This window comes from Streptomyces longispororuber, from assembly GCF_024448165.1.
Taxonomy (GTDB): domain Bacteria; phylum Actinomycetota; class Actinomycetes; order Streptomycetales; family Streptomycetaceae; genus Streptomyces; species Streptomyces longispororuber_A.
The window spans coordinates 39,057-54,958 of sequence record NZ_JAMOLN010000007.1; the positions used below are offsets into that span (position 1 = coordinate 39,057).

The 15,902-nt window shown below is 73.5% G+C and carries 18 protein-coding genes; 10 read left to right on the forward strand and 8 right to left on the reverse strand.

The genetic code is table 11. The features are described 5' to 3' along the window. Nucleotides 1-51 precede the first annotated feature (51 nt). Entirely contained in the window at nt 52-396 is a 345-nt protein-coding gene (locus M4J07_RS03485; protein ID WP_255967036.1) for a hypothetical protein, read from the forward strand. Here M4J07_RS03485 and M4J07_RS03490 read toward each other — a convergent pair. After that, nucleotides 371-1,066, reverse strand: coding sequence for a FadR/GntR family transcriptional regulator (locus M4J07_RS03490; RefSeq protein WP_255967038.1), 696 nt, complete (start codon nt 1,064-1,066; stop codon nt 371-373). The genes M4J07_RS03485 and M4J07_RS03490 overlap by 26 nt on opposite strands. A 124-nt stretch (nt 1,067-1,190) precedes the next feature. On the opposite strand from M4J07_RS03490, the gene M4J07_RS03495 reads away from it, so the two are divergent. From M4J07_RS03495 to M4J07_RS03510, 4 genes are all read left to right on the forward strand, one after another. Further along, nucleotides 1,191-2,471, forward strand: a complete 1,281-nt coding sequence (locus M4J07_RS03495) for a CynX/NimT family MFS transporter (protein ID WP_374214988.1) — start codon at nt 1,191-1,193, stop codon at nt 2,469-2,471. Between the two features lie 29 nt (nt 2,472-2,500). Beyond that, complete coding sequence (locus M4J07_RS03500) at nt 2,501-2,620, forward strand: SGM_5486 family transporter-associated protein (protein ID WP_255967042.1); 120 nt, start codon at nt 2,501-2,503, stop codon at nt 2,618-2,620. A gap of 174 nt (nt 2,621-2,794) precedes the next feature. Continuing rightward, complete coding sequence (locus M4J07_RS03505) at nt 2,795-3,001, forward strand: hypothetical protein (RefSeq protein WP_255967044.1); 207 nt, start codon at nt 2,795-2,797, stop codon at nt 2,999-3,001. An 85-nt stretch (nt 3,002-3,086) separates the two neighbouring features. Next, nucleotides 3,087-3,605 (forward strand): SixA phosphatase family protein, encoded by a 519-nt coding sequence (locus tag M4J07_RS03510; protein ID WP_255967046.1) that lies wholly within the window; start codon nt 3,087-3,089, stop codon nt 3,603-3,605. Nucleotides 3,606-3,681: 76 nt separating this feature from the next. Here the strand turns inward: M4J07_RS03510 and serB are convergent, their stop codons facing one another. Further along, nucleotides 3,682-4,929, reverse strand: coding sequence for a phosphoserine phosphatase SerB (gene serB, locus M4J07_RS03515; RefSeq protein WP_255967047.1), 1,248 nt, complete (start codon nt 4,927-4,929; stop codon nt 3,682-3,684). Nucleotides 4,930-5,377: 448 nt separating this feature from the next. On the opposite strand from serB, the gene M4J07_RS03520 reads away from it, so the two are divergent. Beyond that, nucleotides 5,378-6,379: an NAD-dependent epimerase/dehydratase family protein gene (locus M4J07_RS03520; RefSeq protein ID WP_255967048.1), complete on the forward strand. Its 1,002-nt coding sequence runs from the start codon at nt 5,378-5,380 to the stop codon at nt 6,377-6,379. Between the two features lie 10 nt (nt 6,380-6,389). Here the strand turns inward: M4J07_RS03520 and M4J07_RS03525 are convergent, their stop codons facing one another. Both M4J07_RS03525 and M4J07_RS03530 read right to left on the reverse strand, forming a co-directional pair. After that, the gene (locus M4J07_RS03525; RefSeq protein ID WP_255967049.1) at nt 6,390-7,502 is read right to left on the reverse strand and encodes a sensor histidine kinase; all 1,113 of its coding nucleotides are present in this window, start codon (nt 7,500-7,502) and stop codon (nt 6,390-6,392) included. Between the two features lie 2 nt (nt 7,503-7,504). Further along, complete coding sequence (locus M4J07_RS03530; protein ID WP_255967050.1) at nt 7,505-8,281, reverse strand: response regulator transcription factor; 777 nt, start codon at nt 8,279-8,281, stop codon at nt 7,505-7,507. Nucleotides 8,282-8,397: 116 nt separating this feature from the next. On the opposite strand from M4J07_RS03530, the gene M4J07_RS03535 reads away from it, so the two are divergent. The 4 genes from M4J07_RS03535 to M4J07_RS03550 are packed head-to-tail and all read left to right on the forward strand — an operon-like array spanning nt 8,398 to nt 11,440. Then, entirely contained in the window at nt 8,398-9,120 is a 723-nt protein-coding gene (locus tag M4J07_RS03535) for a glycosyltransferase family 2 protein (RefSeq protein WP_255967141.1), read from the forward strand. Further along, nucleotides 9,117-9,734 carry a TIGR04282 family arsenosugar biosynthesis glycosyltransferase gene (locus M4J07_RS03540; protein ID WP_255967051.1) on the forward strand — a complete coding sequence of 206 codons (618 nt, stop codon included), beginning with the start codon at nt 9,117-9,119 and terminating at the stop codon, nt 9,732-9,734. The genes M4J07_RS03535 and M4J07_RS03540 overlap by 4 nt, the downstream gene beginning before the upstream one ends. Next, entirely contained in the window at nt 9,731-10,447 is a 717-nt protein-coding gene (locus M4J07_RS03545) for a class I SAM-dependent methyltransferase (RefSeq protein WP_255967053.1), read from the forward strand. The genes M4J07_RS03540 and M4J07_RS03545 overlap by 4 nt, the downstream gene beginning before the upstream one ends. Before the next feature lie 48 nt (nt 10,448-10,495). Beyond that, entirely contained in the window at nt 10,496-11,440 is a 945-nt protein-coding gene (locus M4J07_RS03550) for a DMT family transporter (protein WP_255967056.1), read from the forward strand. A 7-nt stretch (nt 11,441-11,447) separates the two neighbouring features. Here M4J07_RS03550 and M4J07_RS03555 read toward each other — a convergent pair whose 3' ends face one another. The 4 genes from M4J07_RS03555 to M4J07_RS03570 all read right to left on the reverse strand — a co-directional run bounded on the left by M4J07_RS03555 (nt 11,448) and on the right by M4J07_RS03570 (nt 15,844). Continuing rightward, nucleotides 11,448-12,173 carry an aspartate/glutamate racemase family protein gene (locus tag M4J07_RS03555; protein WP_255967058.1) on the reverse strand — a complete coding sequence of 242 codons (726 nt, stop codon included), beginning with the start codon at nt 12,171-12,173 and terminating at the stop codon, nt 11,448-11,450. Nucleotides 12,174-12,199: 26 nt separating this feature from the next. Further along, on the reverse strand, nt 12,200-13,702 hold the full coding sequence (locus tag M4J07_RS03560) for an NCS1 family nucleobase:cation symporter-1 (protein ID WP_255967060.1): 1,503 nt from the start codon (nt 13,700-13,702) through the stop codon (nt 12,200-12,202). 201 nt (nt 13,703-13,903) lie between these two features. Beyond that, nucleotides 13,904-14,485, reverse strand: coding sequence for a hydrolase (locus M4J07_RS03565; protein ID WP_255967062.1), 582 nt, complete (start codon nt 14,483-14,485; stop codon nt 13,904-13,906). Between the two features lie 45 nt (nt 14,486-14,530). After that, nucleotides 14,531-15,844, reverse strand: a complete 1,314-nt coding sequence (locus tag M4J07_RS03570; protein ID WP_305127222.1) for an MFS transporter — start codon at nt 15,842-15,844, stop codon at nt 14,531-14,533. Nucleotides 15,845-15,902: the final 58 nt, after the last annotated feature.

The following is a 15,902-nucleotide window of genomic DNA, read 5'->3' on the forward strand; positions in this document are numbered from 1 at the left end:
CCGGGCGGACCGAAGGGGCCTCACCGCACTCTGGTGCGAGGAGGTCCCTTCGTGCGTCTGGCCCACCGGATAGCCCCCGCCATAGCCGCCCTGGCGCTGATCATCGCGGTGCCGTCCCAGGCGGTGCCCGACGACCGGTCCGCCGGGAAGAAGCGCGAGCTCTTCGGCGCCCAGTGCCGCATCGAGGTCGACCGGTCACGGGTGAGCGCCACCTGTCACAACCCGTACCCGGGCGTCGACCGGGTCGCCCTGCACATCGAGTGCGACCAGTGGTGGGACATCGACACCGACTCACGGCCGCGGGCCGTCGACCCCGCCGAGACCGTACGCCTCGACGGGCGGTGCTGGAAGAACGTGCGCGGCGCCTGGGTCAGTCACCGGAAGGCGCCGGTGTGAGCCGGGCCTGCCGGCACTGGAACGCATAGCCCGCCGCCTCCAGGGCGGCCGCCTCCGCGTCGCCGACCCGGATCGCGTCGACCAGGCGCGTGTGGTCCATGTGGTTCTCGGCGGTGAGCCGCTCGCCCACGTCCTCGCGCAGCCAGTCCCGCAGCACCTCGCCCAGGTCCGCGTACATCGCCGTCATCACGTCGTTGTGGGACGCCGCCACCACGGCCATGTGGAACGTCGCGTCCGCCGTCACGAACGCCTCCGTGTCCCGCGACTCCCACGCCTCCTCACGCCGTACGAGGAGCGTGTCCAGCTGCTTCAGATCGCGCTCGGTGCGCCGCACGGCGGCCAGCTTCGCCGCGCTCGACTCCAGCGTGGAACGGAGCTCGGCGATGTGCCGGGGGTCGGCCTCCGCGAACCGCCGCTGCATCACGCCCGCCAGCTCACTGGTCGCCACGACGTACGTGCCCGAGCCCTGCCGGATGTCGAGGAGGCCGTTGTGCGCGAGGGCGCGCACCGCCTCGCGCACCGTGTTCCGGGCGACGCCCAGCTGCTCGACGAGCTCCGGCTCCGTCGGGATGCGGGAGCCCACCGGCCACTCGCCCGAGGAGATCTGGGCGCGCAGGGCGGAGATGACCTGCTCGGACAGGGCCGAGCGCCGGGGGGAGGTCAGCGGCATGACGTTCCTTCGCTGTGGGGCACCGGGGGTCTGGAGGTGGCTCAAGTGTGACGCAAACGGATTGGACAACCAATCATCCCATGATTCTAAGATGGGTCTCATGGCTAGTGAGGAAACCCCGACGATGGCACCACCACCGACCGCCGAGACCGCCGTACGCGAGGAGAAAACCGCCCCGCGCACGTGGGCGGTGCGGCTGGTTACCGTCGGCATCGTCCTCGCCGCGCTGAACCTGCGCCCGGCCATCACCAGCCTCGGCGCCCTCCTCGAAGAGGTCCGTGACGGGCTCGGCATGAGCGGCGGCGTCGCCGGACTGCTCACCTCCGTGCCGCCGCTCTGCTTCGCGATCTTCGGCGTGATGGCGCCCCGGCTCGCCAAGCGCTTCGGCGCGAGCGCCGTCGTCTGCGCCGGCATGGCCGCGATCACGGCGGGCCTGATCATCCGCCCGTACACGGGCAACACGGTCGGCTTCCTCGTCGCCAGCGCCCTCGCGCTCATGGGCATCGCGGTCAGCAACGTCCTGATGCCGGTGATCGTCAAGCGCTGGTTCCCCGACCGCGTCGGCTCCATGACCGGCGTCTACTCGATGGCCCTCGCGGCCGGCACCTCCCTCGCCGCCGCCGCGACCGTGCCCATGACCGATGCCCTGGGCGGCAATTGGCAGACCGGCCTCGCCGTGTGGGCCGCGCTCGGCGCCGCCGCCGTGCTGCCCTGGATCCCGCTCGTCCGGGAGAAGGGCCCGGCCCCCGCCGCACCCGTCACGCGGTCCGCGACCGCCGACGCCGACGGCGACGGACTGCGCATCACCCGCAGCCGCACCGCGTGGGCGCTCGCCGTCTTCTTCGGCCTCCAGGCCACCGCCGCGTACATCACGATGGGCTGGATGGCGCAGATCTTCCGGGACTCCGGGGTCTCCGCGTCGACCGCGGGCCTGCTGCTCGCCGTCACCATGGTGATGGGCGTGCCGCTCGGCTTCGTCATCCCGCGCGTCGCCGCCCGGCTGCCCAGCCAGGGCCCGATGGTGATCGCGCTCGGCGTGTGCGGTCTGGCCGGATACGCGGGCCTGTACCTCGCCCCGGCGTCCGGGGCCTGGGCGTGGGCGATCCTGCTCGGCATCTCCAACTGCGCCTTCCCGCTGGCCCTCACGATGGTCGGCATGCGCGCCCGCACCGGCGCCGGTGTCGTCAAGCTGTCCGCGTTCGCGCAGTCCACCGGCTATCTGATCTCGATCCCCGGCCCGCTGCTCGTCGGCGTCCTCTACGAGGCCACCGACGGCTGGGGCGTGCCGATCGCCCTGATGGCCACGCTGATGGTGCCGCAGATCGTGATCGGTGTCCTCGCCGGCCGCAACCGCACGGTCGAGGACGAGGCGGCGGCCGTACGCGAGGGTGCCCCGGCGTCCTGACGGCGGGGGACGGGTGCGACACTTGCCGCATGTCGCCTGTGCTCGAACCCAATCCCCAGAACGGCCAGAAGAAGCTCCTTCTCGTGCTCGGCGCGATGCTGGCCGTCACCGTGATCGTCGGCATCATTGCGACCATCGCATCGCCGTGACCTGACGCGCGGCCCCGGGGGTGGGGTTAACTCCACCATCCCCTAGGGGGCCAGTGTCAGGGTGAAGTGGGTGGATCACCGGATGGGGCGGGAGCCGCCGGGTCCGTACCTTCGAAGTGTCGCCGGGACCGTCGGTGACGCGGACGAAGAAGACCACGGACCACGGAGGCACCGATGTCGGCCCCCACGCACACCCGGACCCGCCCGGCCGTCACCGGTGGCGTCGACATCCGGCTGCCCTGGTGGGCCGTCGTGCTGCCGGCCGTCGCCTTCGTGGCGCTGCTCCTGCTGATCCTCAACCCGTCCGACGCGCAGGCCGCGGCGGGTGACCCGAGCCTCGCCCACATCCTCGAGCGCGCCAGGGAACTCGTGCTTCCCTGACACCTTTCAGCCGCTGTTCACCCGTGCCGGGGGAGCACGTCAACTCCCTGCGCCCCGCGCCCGGTTTCATGCGAAGCTGGGACCCATGAGCGTCGCAGAACCCCGCAGGATTGTCCTTTTCCGGCATGCCAAGGCGGACTGGCCTCAGGTGAACGATCACGAGCGGCCGCTCGCCGAGCGGGGCCGCAGGGACGCACCCGTCGCCGGCCGCAAGCTGGCCGACTCCGGAGTCCCGTTCGACCTGGCCCTCTGCTCGACCGCCACCCGCACCCGCGAGACCTGGAAGCTCGCCGTGGCCGAACTGGCCGAGCGACCGAAGACGGTCTACGAGGAGCGGATCTACGAGGCGTCACCGGGCGAGCTGATCGCCCTGCTGAACGAGACCCAGGACGACGTGCGCAACGCCGTCCTGATCGGCCACAACCCCGGAGTGCAGGCCCTCACCGAGATCCTCGCCCCGGAGTCCGGCGGAGAGGCACGGGAGCGGCTGAACCGGCGCGGCTTCCCGACCGCCGCGTTCGCCGTCCTCACCTTCTCCGGCCCGTGGAAGAGCCTGGAACCGGGCACCGCCACGCTCGTCGACTACTGGGCGCCGAGCGAGTAGCCACCCACACGGACGTGAGGGCCCCGGCACCGCATCGTCGGTGCCGGGGCCCTCACGTGACCGCGCCGGACAGGCCCTACGCCTCGTGCAGGTCCGCCGTCTCGACCTCTTCGCGCGTGATGCCGAGCAGATAGAGGACGGTGTCCAGGAACGGCACGTTCACCGCGGTGTGCGCGGCCTCGCGGACCACCGGCTTCGCGTTGAAGGCCACGCCGAGCCCGGCTGCGTTCAGCATGTCCAGGTCGTTCGCGCCGTCGCCGATCGCCACGGTCTGGGCGAGCGGCACCCCGGCCTCCGTGGCGAACCGGCGCAGCAGCCGCGCCTTGCCCGCCCGGTCCACGATCTCGCCGGTCACCTTGCCGGTCAGCCTGCCGTCGACGATCTCCAGCGTGTTGGCCTGCGCGAAGTCGAGCCCGAGGCGCTCCTTCAGATCGTCCGTGACCTGGGTGAACCCGCCGGAGACCACGCCCACTTGGAAGCCGAGGCGCTTGAGCGTACGGATCAGCGTGCGCGCGCCGGGGGTCAGCCGCACCTCGCTCCTGACCTTGTCGACGACCGACGCGTCGAGCCCCGCGAGCAGCGCCACGCGCGCGTGCAGCGACTGCTCGAAGTCCAGCTCGCCGCGCATCGCCGCCGCCGTCACCTCGGCGACCTCGGCCTCACAGCCCGCGTGCGCCGCGAACAGCTCGATCACCTCGTCCTGGATGAGCGTCGAGTCGACGTCCATCACGACGAGCCGCTGCGCGCGCCGGTGCAGCCCGGCCGCGACGACCGCCACGTCCACACCCTGCTGCGCGGCCTCTATGGCGAGCGCGGTGCGCAGCGCCTCCGTCTCGGTGCCGGACACCGCGAACTCGACCGCGGTGACCGGGTACTTGGCGAGCCGGAAGATGCGGTCGATGTTGCTGCCGGTACCGGTGATCGTCGCGGCGATCGCGGCGGTCGACTCGGCGGTGAGCGGGTGCCCGAGCACGGTGACCAGGGAGCGGCCGGTGCCGCGCGGCCGGTTGTCACCGGTGCCGGAGATGATCTCGGCCTGCATCTTCATCGACTCCGCCCAGCTGTGGACGGTGGACCGCAGGTCGCCCTCGAGCCCGGCCGGGGGCGCGGTCACCAGGGCGCACAGGACCATGCGGCCACGGGTGACGACCTGCTCGATGTCGACGACGTCGACGGAGTAGGCGGCGAGGGTGTCGAAGAGGCCGGCGGTGATGCCGGGCCGGTCCTTGCCGAAGATCTTGACCAGGAGGGTCGGGACATCGGCCGCGGCGAGTTCTGTGCCGGCCGGGACATCAGCGGGGTGCTGGGGCTGCGAAGCGCTCATGATGGGCTTACGTTATCGGGCCTGCGTGCGAAGGTGCTCCGCCGGTCCGAGTGCCGGACGATCTTCGTGGGGCCGTGGGGCGTCCCGCCCGGCCCCGTTCACCTCCTGTTCTCGTCGCCCCTGTTCACCTCGGGCGGCGGGGGCGGCGGAGGCGGTGCCGAGACTGCCGAGCAGCAGGGCGGCGAGGGTCGCGGCGACGGCGGCCGGGCGGCTTCTGCGGACGAGGTCAACTGTGTTCAAGGGAGCGGCTCCTGTGCCGGCTGTACACGAAATGGCGCTGAGAGCCGGGATGTTAGGAACCCGCGCGGGTCGGGAGCCACCCCTTGGATCATTGCGTTCATAGTGTTCGTCCGGCCAGCTCCCCCGGGTGGGCCGCGATGTCTTACGGAGCGGTGACGTGCCGGGCGTGGCGGCGGATTCCGTCGGGGCCGCGCCCTAGCGTGACGCCATGCGGGTATTGGTCACCGGCGGTGCCGGGTTCATCGGGTCCCATGTCGTCGAGGCGCTGGCGGCGCGCGGGCACGAGCCCGTCGTGTTCGACGTGCGCGCGTCCGCGGCGGCGGACGTCCGGGATCCGGAGGCGGTGGCACGGGCGCTGCGCGGGATGGACGCCGTGTGCCATCAGGCCGCGATGGTCGGGCTCGGCACCGGTTTCGGTGACGCGGCCGACTACGTCTCCCGGAACGATCTCGGGACGGCCGTGCTGCTCACGGCGATGGCCGGGCAGGGCGTGCGGCGGCTGGTCCTCGCCGGGTCGATGGTGGTCTACGGCGAGGGCCGCTACGCGTGCGGGGTGCACGGGGTGGTCCGGCCGGGTCCGCGGACCGTCGACGATCTGGCGGCGGGGCGGTTCGAGCCCCACTGTCCGGTGTGCGGGCGGGAGTTGGCCGCCGGGCTGGTCACCGAGGACGCCCCGGCCGACCCGCGCAACGTGTACGCGACGACCAAGCTCGCCCAGGAGCACCTGGCCGCCGCGTGGGCCCGGTCGACGGGCGGCTCCGCGGTGTCGCTGCGCTACCACAACGTGTACGGGCCCCGGATGCCCCGGGACACCCCGTACGCGGGGGTCGCCTCCTTCTTCCGGTCGGCGCTGGCCCGCGGGGAGGCGCCGCGGGTCTTCGAGGACGGCCGCCAGCGGCGGGACTTCGTGCACGTGCGGGACGTGGCGGAGGCCAACGTCACGGCCCTGGAGGCGGAGCCGGCCGCCGGTGCGCTCACCGCGTACAACACCGGCAGCGGCGACCCGCACACCGTCGGGGAGATGGCCCGCGCCCTGGCCTCGGCGTACGGCGGGCCCGAGCCGGTGGTGACGGGCGAGTACCGGCTGGGCGACGTCCGGCACATCACGGCGGACTCGGCGCGGCTGCGGGCCGAGCTGGGCTGGCGGCCGGGGGTCGCGTTCGCCGACGGGATGCGGGAGTTCGCGCGGGCCCGGCTGCGCGGGGAGTGACGGCGCCCGCTCAGGGTCCGGCGGGCGGCAGCGTGACCTCGAAGCGGCAGCCGCCGGGGATGTTCCGTACGGTGGCCCGGCCCCGGTGGGCCTCCACGATGCCGCGGACGATGGCGAGGCCGAGGCCCGCGCCGGCCGGCGGGGTGCGCGCGTGGGTGCCGCGCCAGCCCGTGTCGAAGACCCGGGCCAGATCCTCGTCGGGGATGCCGCCGCAGCCGTCGGAGACGGCGAGGACCACGCCGTCGGGGGAGCCGGCCGCGGAGACGGCGACCGTGCCGTCGGCCGGGGTCCTGCGGATCGCGTTGACCAGGAGGTTGCCGAGCACCCGGCTCATCTCCTTGCTGTCCACGTCCACCGGGACCCGCTCGACGCCGTCGCCGACGAGCCGCACCCCGTGCTCGCGGGCGAGCGGGTCGGCGCCCGCGATGGCGTCGCCCACCAGGTCGTACAGCGAGACCCGGGCCGGGGTCAGGACGAGGCTGCCCGCATGGATGCGGGAGAGTTCGAAGAGGTCGCCCACCATGGCGTTGAGGCGTTCCACCTCGGTGCGGATCTGGCGCAGGTAGCGGTCCGGGTCCTCGGCGACGCCGTCCTCCAGCGCCTCCGACATGGCGCGCAGTCCGGCGAGCGGGGTGCGCAGGTCGTGCGAGATCCAGGCGACGAGTTCGCGCCGGGAGGTCTCCAGCCGGCGCTCGCGCTCCCTCGACTCGGTCAGCCGGTCGCTGGTGGCGGCCAGCTCCCGGCTGAGCGCGGCCAGTTCGGCGGTGGCCGGTCCGGTGGGCGCGGTGAAGCCACCGCCGTCGCCGAAGTGCCGGGCGGCGAGGGTGAGTTCACGGCTGCGGGCCACGACCCAGCGGCCCAGCAGGAGTGCGGTGGCCAGCGAGACGACCGCCGCCATCGCGACGACCGTGGTGACGACCGTGAGGTCGTGCGCGGACAGGAACATGGCCTGGGCCACGGCCAGGGTGCCGGCGAGCATCGCGCCCACGGCGACCGTGGCCACCACGGCGAGCGAGGTGGTCAGGGAGCGGCGGCGCAGCAGCCACAGCACGGTCGCGCCGAGCAGGCCCGCGGCGCACGCGCCGAGGAAAGCGAACAGGGCGATGAGCAGGATGTCGCGCACGGTCACTCCCCCACACGGTCCGTGGCGTCCCCGGCGTCCCCGGCGTCCCCGGCGTCCCCGGCGTCGAAGCGGTAGCCGACGCCCCACACCGTCTGGATCAGCCGCGGCCTGGCCGGGTCGTCCTCGACCTTGTTGCGCAGCCGTCGGACGTGCACCGTGACCGTCGACAGGTCGCCGAAGTCCCAGCCCCACACCTCGCGCATCAGGTCCTCGCGGCTGAACGCCCGTCCGGGGTGCCGCAGGAAGAAGGCGAGCAGGTCGAACTCGCGCAGGGTGAGGGCGAGTTCGGTGCCGCCCCGGGTGGCGCGGCGGGCGGTCGGGTCGACCGTGAGTCCGGCCGCGTCCAGCGGGCGGACGCCCGGGGCGGGCCGGGTGCGGCGCAGCACCGAGCCCACGCGCAGGACGAGCTCGCGGGGGCTGAAGGGTTTCGTCACGTAGTCGTCCGCGCCCACTTCCAGGCCGAGGATGCGGTTGTCCTCGTCGCCGCGCGCGGTGAGCATGACGACGGGGACGGGTCCGCGCGAACGCAGTCGGCGGCACACCTCCAGGCCGTCCATGCCCGGCAGCATGAGGTCGAGGACGACGAGGTCGGGCCAGTGCTCCGCGGCGCGGGCGAGCGCGGCGGGGCCGTCCCCGGCCCGGTCGACGAGGTGCCCGGCCCGGGTCAGGTAGCCCGCGACGACCTCGGCGACCGTGGGGTCGTCGTCGACGACGAGGACGCGGGCCCGGCTCGCGTCTCCGCCGGCGGGCACCTGTTCGGACGACTGCTGCTGTTCCATGCGTCCAAGCGTCGCACCGGCCGCGGCACCCGCCCGCCGCCGCGCTCCGACGTCCTTGTTTCGTAAGGAGATGAAGTCCGTTCTGCGGCTTTTGGGTTCGTAGGGTGAGAGCCGTGCTGATCCCCTCCACGCCCGATGGCGTCGATGTCGTCCTGCCCTGCCTCGACGAGGCCGAGGCCCTGCCGTGGGTGCTCGGGCGGATTCCGCCGGGCTGGCGGGCGATCGTCGTGGACAACGGCTCCACCGACGGTTCGGCCGGCATCGCCCGCGCGCTGGGCGCCAACGTCGTCGAGGAGCCGCGGCGCGGTTTCGGCGCCGCCTGCCACGCGGGACTGACCGCGGCGACGGCCCCCGTCGTGTGCTTCTGCGACTGCGACGCCTCCCTCGATCCGGCGCTGCTCGTGCCGTTCGTCGACGAGGTGCGCGGCGGCGCGGCCGATCTGGTGCTCGGGCGGCGCCGGCCGCACGGCCGGGGCGCCTGGCCCGCGCACGCCCGGGCGGGGAACGTCGCGCTGGCCCTGCTGCTGCGCAGGCGCACGGGCCTGCGGCTGCACGACCTCGGTCCGCTGCGGGCCGCCCGGCGCGAGGCGCTGCTCGGCCTCGGCCTGTCCGACCGGCGCAGCGGCTACCCGCTGCAGATGGTCGTGCGGGCGGCCGACGCGGGCTGGCGGGTCACCGAGCACGACGTCCCGTACCTGCCGCGCTCGGGTGCCTCGAAGGTGACCGGTACGTGGCGCGGGACCTGGCAGGCCGTGCGCGACATGAACCGGGTGCTGGCCGAGCCGCCCGTCGCGTCCCCGTCGCCCGTCGCACCCCCGTCGAGAGGAAACCGTCCGTGACCACCCTGCTCGTGATCGCCAAGGAACCACGGCCCGGCCGGGTGAAGACCCGGCTCACCCCGCCGTTCACCCCCGAGCAGGCGGCGGCGCTCGCCACGGCGGCCCTCACGGACACGCTGCGGGCGGTGGCCGCGACCCCGGCGCGACGCCGGGTCCTGGTGCTGGACGGTTCGGCCGGGCCCTGGCTGCCGCCCGGCTTCGAGGTCGTCCCGCAGTGCGCGGGCGGTCTGGACGAGCGGCTCGCCGCCGCGTTCGCCGGCTGCGCCGGGCCCGCCCTGCTGATCGGCATGGACACCCCGCAGGTGACGCCGGAGCTGCTCACCGTGGACTTCGCCGGGTACGACGCGTGCTTCGGCCCCGCCGACGACGGGGGGTTCTGGGCGCTGGGCCTGGCCGATCCCGACCCGGGGCTGCTGCGGGGCGTCCCCATGTCGACTCCCGCGACGGGCGCCGTCCAGCGGGCCCGGCTGATGGCCGCGGGGCTGCGGGTCCGGGACCTGCCCGGGCTGCGGGACGTGGACACGGCCGCGGACGCGGAGGCGGTCGCCGCCGCGGCGCCCGGCAGCCGCTTCGCCGCGGAACTGGCCCGCTGCCGGGCGGTCGGCCGCCGATGAGCGTCGTACGCCAGGCGCGGGCCGCCGCGCGCCACTGGTCGGCCGATCCCTACGCCGACGCATTGCGGGCCGGCGGCGGACCGCTCTTCCTGCGCCGGGGCGACGGCTGGCTGCTGCCCCTGGAGGTCGACCGCTGGTGCGCCCGGGCGGACGCCGTGGACCGGGAGCTCCTGGACCGCTGCGAGCCGGCCGTCCTCGACGTCGGGTGCGGGCCGGGGCGGCTGGTCGCGGAGCTGGCCGCACGCGGGGAACCGGCGCTCGGCATCGACGTCAGCGAGGCCGCCGTCGCGCACACCCGGCGGCTGGGCGGGCGGGCGCTGGTGCGGTCGGTGTTCGCGCCGTTGCCCGGTGCGGGCCGGTGGCGCACGGCGCTGCTCGTGGACGGCAATCTCGGCATCGGTGGCGACCCGGGAGCGCTGCTGGCCCGGATGGCCGAACTCCTCTGCCCCGGCGGCCTGTTGATCGTCGAGACGGCGCCGGGGGACATCGACGAGCGGGTCACCGTCCGGCTGGTCGGGGCGCCGGGCGGTCCGACGGCCGCGAGCACCCCGTTCCCGTGGGCCCGGCTCGGCACGCCCGCGCTGCTCCGCCACGCCGGGCCGTCGACGTGGCGGATCTCCGACCGGTGGACGGCGGGCGGCCGGCACTTCGTCGCCCTGCGCACCCACGCCCCGACGGTCGCCGGTCTATACCACCACGGCAAGGTCAACTAGCGTGCCCGGCAGGTCGTTCCGAGCCAGACCGTCGAGAGGGGGCGTCACATGCGCCGGTCGGCGGTCGGTGAGCGCCGGGCGGGTTCGACGGCTCCCGCCACGCGGGAGGGGCCAGGCCCGGCCGGTGTCGCCGTGCTCGCCGCGGTGCTCGTCGCGCTCCTCGCCGGCACGTGGCTGCTGTCCGGGGCGCTGGTCGAGGGCACCGACCCGCTGGTGGTCGCGGCGGGGCGGACCGGGGTGTGCTGCGCGGTGCTCGCGGGGTGCGCCGCGGCACGGGCCAAGGGGCGCCATGAGCTGCGTCAAGTGCCGCGACAGCCGGGGACGTTGGCGCTGCTCGCGCTGCTCGGGTTCGCCGCGTACGCGATGGGAACGCTGCTGGCGCTGCCGCGCATCGGCACCTCGCTGACCAATCTGGTCGTGGCACTGATGCCGTGCGCCTCCCTTGCGGTGGGGGCGCTGCTGTTCGGGCAGCGGGCGACGGTCCGGCAGGCCGCGGGTGCGGCACTCGCCACGGCGGCGACCGGCGCGTACGCGGTGCGGGACGGGGCCGGGCGGGTCGATCTGCCGGGGCTCGGGCTCGCGGTGGCGGGGATGCTGGCGTTCGCCGCGTACGGGTTCCTGTACCGGCGGCGGCTCGGGGGTGTCGCCCCGTCGGCCGCGCTGCCGGTGCTGCTGGGGCTGGCGACGCTGATGATGCTGCCGTTCGCCGTGCCGGCCGACGGCGCCTCCCTCGCCCGGTGGGGCGGCATCGTGCTGCTGGGCGGCGCGGTCTACGCCCCCGCCTATCTCGTGCAGCACCGGCTGATCCTGCTGCGCGGGCCGGTGTTCACGGCGGCGGTGCAGCTGGCGGTGCCGTTCACGGTGCGGCTCGGCGACTGGGCGCTCGGCCCGGCCGGTCCGCCGACGGTGCCCGAACTCGCGCTGCTGGGCTGCGCGTTGGCGGGCATCGCGCTGGTGACCGTGCGCCGCGGCGGGCAACGCACGGCCTCCTGACCGGGCGTCAGGCCGTGCGCGGCGGCCAGTTGCGGATGGCCTTCGGGCGCGGCGGCGCGTACGTGCGCACCTTCGACGTGGTCAGGCCGAGCCTGACCAGGGACTCGGCGATGGTCACCGCGGCGGCCACCCCGTCGACGACGGGCACGCCGGTGCGGGCGACGACCTGTTCGGTGAGTCCTGCCATGCCGCCGCAGCCCAGGCAGATGACCTCGGCACGGTCCTGCTCGACGGCGGCCGCGGCCTGCTCGACGATCGCGGCGACGGCGGCGTCCGGGTCGCTCTCCAGCTCCAGCACGGCCAGGCCGCTGGCGCGCACCGAGGCGAGCCGGTCGGTGAGCCCGGCCAGCTTGAGCCGGTCCTCGATGAGCGGCACGGCCCGGTCGAGGGTGGTGACCACGGAGTACTTGTGACCGAGGAACTGGGCGGTGCTGGCGGCCGCCTCGGTGATGTCCACGACGGGCACGTCGAGCAGTTCCTGCAGCCCCTCGCGGCCGTGCTCGCCGTAGCCGGCCTGGATGACGGCGTCGTACGGCTCGGGGTAGGCGCGCACCTTCTCCATGACGGCGATGGCGGCGAGGTAGCTCTCGTAGTTGCCCTCGCAGGACTCCGCCCCGAAGTCCGGGGTGAGCGGCACGATCTCGGTGCCGGGTGCGGCGACCGACTCCGCGGTGAGGGCGATGCTCTTCGTCATCGACTCGGTGGTGTTGACGTTGGCGACGAGGATGCGCATGCGGGTGGTACTCCCAGAGGTGTGGTTCATTCGGCGGCGACGGCGATGGCCTCGCCGTCGATGTGCTCGAAGGTCTGTGTGCGGTCGCTCAGCACCCAGTACAGCGCGGCGGCGATGGCCGCGCCGATGAACCAGGAGAATCCCGAGACCCCGGAGAAGAACGGGACGAGGGCGATGACGACGGCGATCGCGGCGGACGGGACGAAGGCGCCGACGGCCTTCGGGTTGATGCCGCGCCGGTAGTGGTAGGTGGCCTCGGGGTCCTCGGAGTAGAGGTGCGGCACGTTGATCTGCGCCTTGCGCAGCAGCCAGTAGTCGGCCATGACGACGCCGAAGACCGGGCCGAGCAGCGCGCCGAGGCCGCCGAGGAAGTAGGTGACCGCGACCGGGCTGTCGTACAGGTTCCAGGGCAGGATCACCAGGCCGACGAGGGCGCTGACGACGCCCGCGCTGCGGAAGTCGAGGCGCTGCGGGAAGAGGTTGACCAGCATGTAGACCGGCGCGACGAAGTTCGCGAGGAGGTTCACGGCGACGGTCAGCATCAGCAGTGCGAGGCAGGCGAGGGCCAGCAGGATCGTGCTGGGGATGGTCCGCACGATGTCGGTGGGGCTGGTGATGACCTCGCCGTCGAGGCGGAACTGGGCGCCGGAGAGCACCGCGGCGATCACCGCGAAGAACAGCATGTTCACCGGGATGCCGATGAGGTTGCCGCGGGTGATGGAGCGGGGCGACTTCGCGGACCGGGTGAAGTCGCAGAAGTTGAGGACGAACGTGCCGTAGACGACGACCCACAGCGCGGCGGCCTCGAAGATGTGCAGCCACTTCGCACCGCCCGTGAACGGCTCGCCGTTGTCGAGCGCGATCGACATGTCCGCCTTGGTGAACATCCACACGGCGAGGGCGAGCACCGTGACCAGGACGGTCGGTGCGGCGACGGCCATGTAGCGGCGGATGGCCTGCATGCCGAAGCTGACGATGAGCACCTGGACGAGCCAGAGGAACAGGAAGCTGATCCAGCCGAGCGTGGACAGGCCGAGGATGGCGTTCTTGTCGTAGTCGGCCGCGCCCGCCCACAGCGCCGTGATCAGCGTGCGCAGCACCTGGGAGGCGAGGTAGGTCTGGATGCCGAACCAGGCGATGGCGGCGGCCCCGCGGACCACGGCGGGCAGTTGCGAGCCGCGCACGCCGAAGGCGATCCGGCTCATCACCGGGAACGGGACACCGGTGCGGTGTCCCATGCGTCCGGACAGGTTGAGCAGCACGAACAGCAGCACGGAGGCGATCGCGAACGCGATGAGGATGTCCCACACGCTCATGCCCAGCGCGAAGAGCCCGATGGCGAACGCGTAGTTGCCGAGGCTGTGCACGTCGTTGCCCCAGAGCGTGAAGACGTTGTACGCGCCCCAGCTGCGGCCCGCCGCCTTCGTGGGGGCCAGATCGCTGTTGTAGAGGCGGGGGCTGAGTTCCGCCCCTGCGGGCGTCGCGGAGTCCGTCGCCGGAGTTGGGGGGCGTTGTTGTGCAGTGGCCATCGAAGACCCCTCCGGTTCCGCTATCCGAAATCACACTTCCAAAGTCGTGGAGTGGACGTTACGGCCGCGGATTTCCGGAGGTCAACAGATTCCGATCATCGATCGGTGGGTGAAGTACGCCATAGCGCACGGGACTTGCGCACCCGTTCACCGCCGACGTACACCGCCCTTCCGGCCCCCCTCTCAGCCCCCTCAGCTCTCTCAGCCGCGCCGGGCCAGCGTCTTCAGGACGTCGTCCGTCGAGCCGGTCTCCCCGAGGCGCGGGAAGATCCGCTCGACGCTGCCCCGGTGCGCCTCGTCGTCGAGGTCGGTCATGGCGTCCGTGGCGAGGGTGACGTGGTAGCCGTGCTCGTGGGCGGCGCGGGCCGTGGACTCCACGCCGATGCTGGTGGCGACACCGGTCAGGACGACCTGGGTGACGCCGCGGCGGCGCAGCTGCAGATCGAGGTCGGTGCCGTAGAACGCGGACCAGTTCCGCTTGGTGACGACGATGTCCCCGGGGTGGCCGGCGAGCATGTCGACCACCTCGTCCCAGCCCTCGGGCGGGGTGCCGCCGCGCTGCGGGGCGTCGGTGCGGCCGGGCGCCTTGTCGGCGCCGTCCGCCGCGTACGTGACACGGACCAGGACGACGGGCAGCCCCTCGGTGCGGAAGGCGTCGGCGAGCCGCGCGGTGCGCTCCACGACGTCGGCCGTGCTGTGCGGGGTCGCGGGCACGCCCATGAGCCCCTTCTGGAGGTCGACGACGACGAGTGCGGAGGTGGGGTCGAGCACGGTGACGGGCATGGGTACGGTCCCTTTCGGATACGGGGGCGAGACGGGAGAAGGGGGTTACGCCTCGCGGCCGACGCGGCGCAGCGAGCGGTCGGCGAGGCTCACGACCAGGAACAGCGCGGCGACCGCGACGAGCAGCCAGGCCAGGTCGTGCAGTCCTGCGGTGGTGGCGCCGTCCTGGAAGAAGGCGGCGTTCGCGGCGGCCGCGAGCAGCGCGCCAAGGTAGGTGAAGGTGCGCAGGAGCCCGGCGGACGCCCCCATGCGGGCCGGGTCGGCCTGGGCGTAAAGGGCGTTCTGGTTGGCGAGTCCGTTGAGCCCCTGCGGGACGCCGAAGACCACGCCGACCAGGATGAGCAGCCAGACGGGACTGTCGGCGCCGAGGAACAACAGAGAGGCGCAGCCGACGAGTTGGAGGACGGCGCCGACGGCGAGCTTGCCGCGCACCTGGGGACGGCGGCCGGTGAGCACCGTGACGGCGAGCGCCGCCAGCGACATCGGCAGCAGGAGCAGCCCGGCCGCCGAGGCGCCCAGCCCGCGGCCCTCCTGGAGCCACTGCGCGTAGCCGTACAGGAAGACGTACGCGGTGGTGTACGCGAGGAGTTGCCGGGCGTAGGTCGCGAGCAGCGGTCCGTTGCCGCCCAGGACCCGCAGGTCGAGGAAGGGCGCGGGGGCGCCGCGCTCACGGCGGACGAACAGGGCGCCCGCGGCCAGGCCGATCAGGAGCAGGTACGCGTGCGCGAGGCCGGGCCCCATCAGGAACAGCATGAACGCGGTCAGCGACGCGGCGAACAGCACCATCCCGGGCACGTCGGTGCCCGCGTCGGACCGCTCGCCCTTCGGGGTCCTGGGCAGTCGCCGCGCGCCGAGGACCAGACAGGCCGCCGACAGCGGCACGTTGATCCCGAAGATCAGGTGCCAGCCGCCCACCCCGATGAGGACGCCGCCGAGCGTCGGCCCGACGACGGAGATGACCTGGGAGGACGCCGACAGGGTGGCGAGGATGCCGCTGGGGCTCTTCAGTCCGGTGCGCTCCGACTCGGTGCGCAGCAGCGACATCGAGGCGGGGTACGCGGCGGAGGTGCCGAAGCCCAGCAGGACCCGCGAGACGACCAGCACCCACAGGTCAGGGGCGAGCACGCCGACGAGTCCCGCGACGCCGACCAGCGCGGTGCCCACGAGATAGAGGCGGCGCGGCCCGAACGCGTCGACGAGCCGGCCGATGACCGGCTGGCCGACGGCGGTGGCGAGGTAGAGCCCCGAGACGAGCCAGGCCGTCTGCGAGGGCGGTGCGCCGAAGGCGCGGCCGATGGGGATCAGCGCGACCGCGAGCATCGAGGAGTTGATCGGGTTGAGCACCGAGCCCAGGACCATCGGCGCGACCAGCCGGCGGTCGAAGCCGCCCGGCCCGGCGGGCCGGGCGCGGCGGATG

What these genes read in the sequence shown, in the direction of transcription:
- M4J07_RS03490 (WP_255967038.1), bottom strand. Translation starts at nt 1,066, where the DNA reads ATGCCGCTGACCTCCCCCCGGCGCTCGGCCCTGTCCGAGCAGGTCATC.
- M4J07_RS03495 (WP_374214988.1), top strand. Translation starts at nt 1,191, where the DNA reads ATGGCACCACCACCGACCGCCGAGACCGCCGTACGCGAGGAGAAAACC.
- M4J07_RS03500 (WP_255967042.1), top strand. Translation starts at nt 2,501, where the DNA reads ATGTCGCCTGTGCTCGAACCCAATCCCCAGAACGGCCAGAAGAAGCTC.
- M4J07_RS03505 (WP_255967044.1), top strand. Translation starts at nt 2,795, where the DNA reads ATGTCGGCCCCCACGCACACCCGGACCCGCCCGGCCGTCACCGGTGGC.
- M4J07_RS03510 (WP_255967046.1), top strand. Translation starts at nt 3,087, where the DNA reads ATGAGCGTCGCAGAACCCCGCAGGATTGTCCTTTTCCGGCATGCCAAG.
- serB (WP_255967047.1), bottom strand. Translation starts at nt 4,929, where the DNA reads ATGAGCGCTTCGCAGCCCCAGCACCCCGCTGATGTCCCGGCCGGCACA.
- M4J07_RS03520 (WP_255967048.1), top strand. Translation starts at nt 5,378, where the DNA reads ATGCGGGTATTGGTCACCGGCGGTGCCGGGTTCATCGGGTCCCATGTC.
- M4J07_RS03530 (WP_255967050.1), bottom strand. Translation starts at nt 8,281, where the DNA reads ATGGAACAGCAGCAGTCGTCCGAACAGGTGCCCGCCGGCGGAGACGCG.
- M4J07_RS03545 (WP_255967053.1), top strand. Translation starts at nt 9,731, where the DNA reads ATGAGCGTCGTACGCCAGGCGCGGGCCGCCGCGCGCCACTGGTCGGCC.
- M4J07_RS03550 (WP_255967056.1), top strand. Translation starts at nt 10,496, where the DNA reads ATGCGCCGGTCGGCGGTCGGTGAGCGCCGGGCGGGTTCGACGGCTCCC.
- M4J07_RS03555 (WP_255967058.1), bottom strand. Translation starts at nt 12,173, where the DNA reads ATGCGCATCCTCGTCGCCAACGTCAACACCACCGAGTCGATGACGAAG.
- M4J07_RS03560 (WP_255967060.1), bottom strand. Translation starts at nt 13,702, where the DNA reads ATGGCCACTGCACAACAACGCCCCCCAACTCCGGCGACGGACTCCGCG.
- M4J07_RS03565 (WP_255967062.1), bottom strand. Translation starts at nt 14,485, where the DNA reads ATGCCCGTCACCGTGCTCGACCCCACCTCCGCACTCGTCGTCGTCGAC.
- M4J07_RS03570 (WP_305127222.1), bottom strand. Translation starts at nt 15,844, where the DNA reads ATGGTCCTGGGCTCGGTGCTCAACCCGATCAACTCCTCGATGCTCGCG.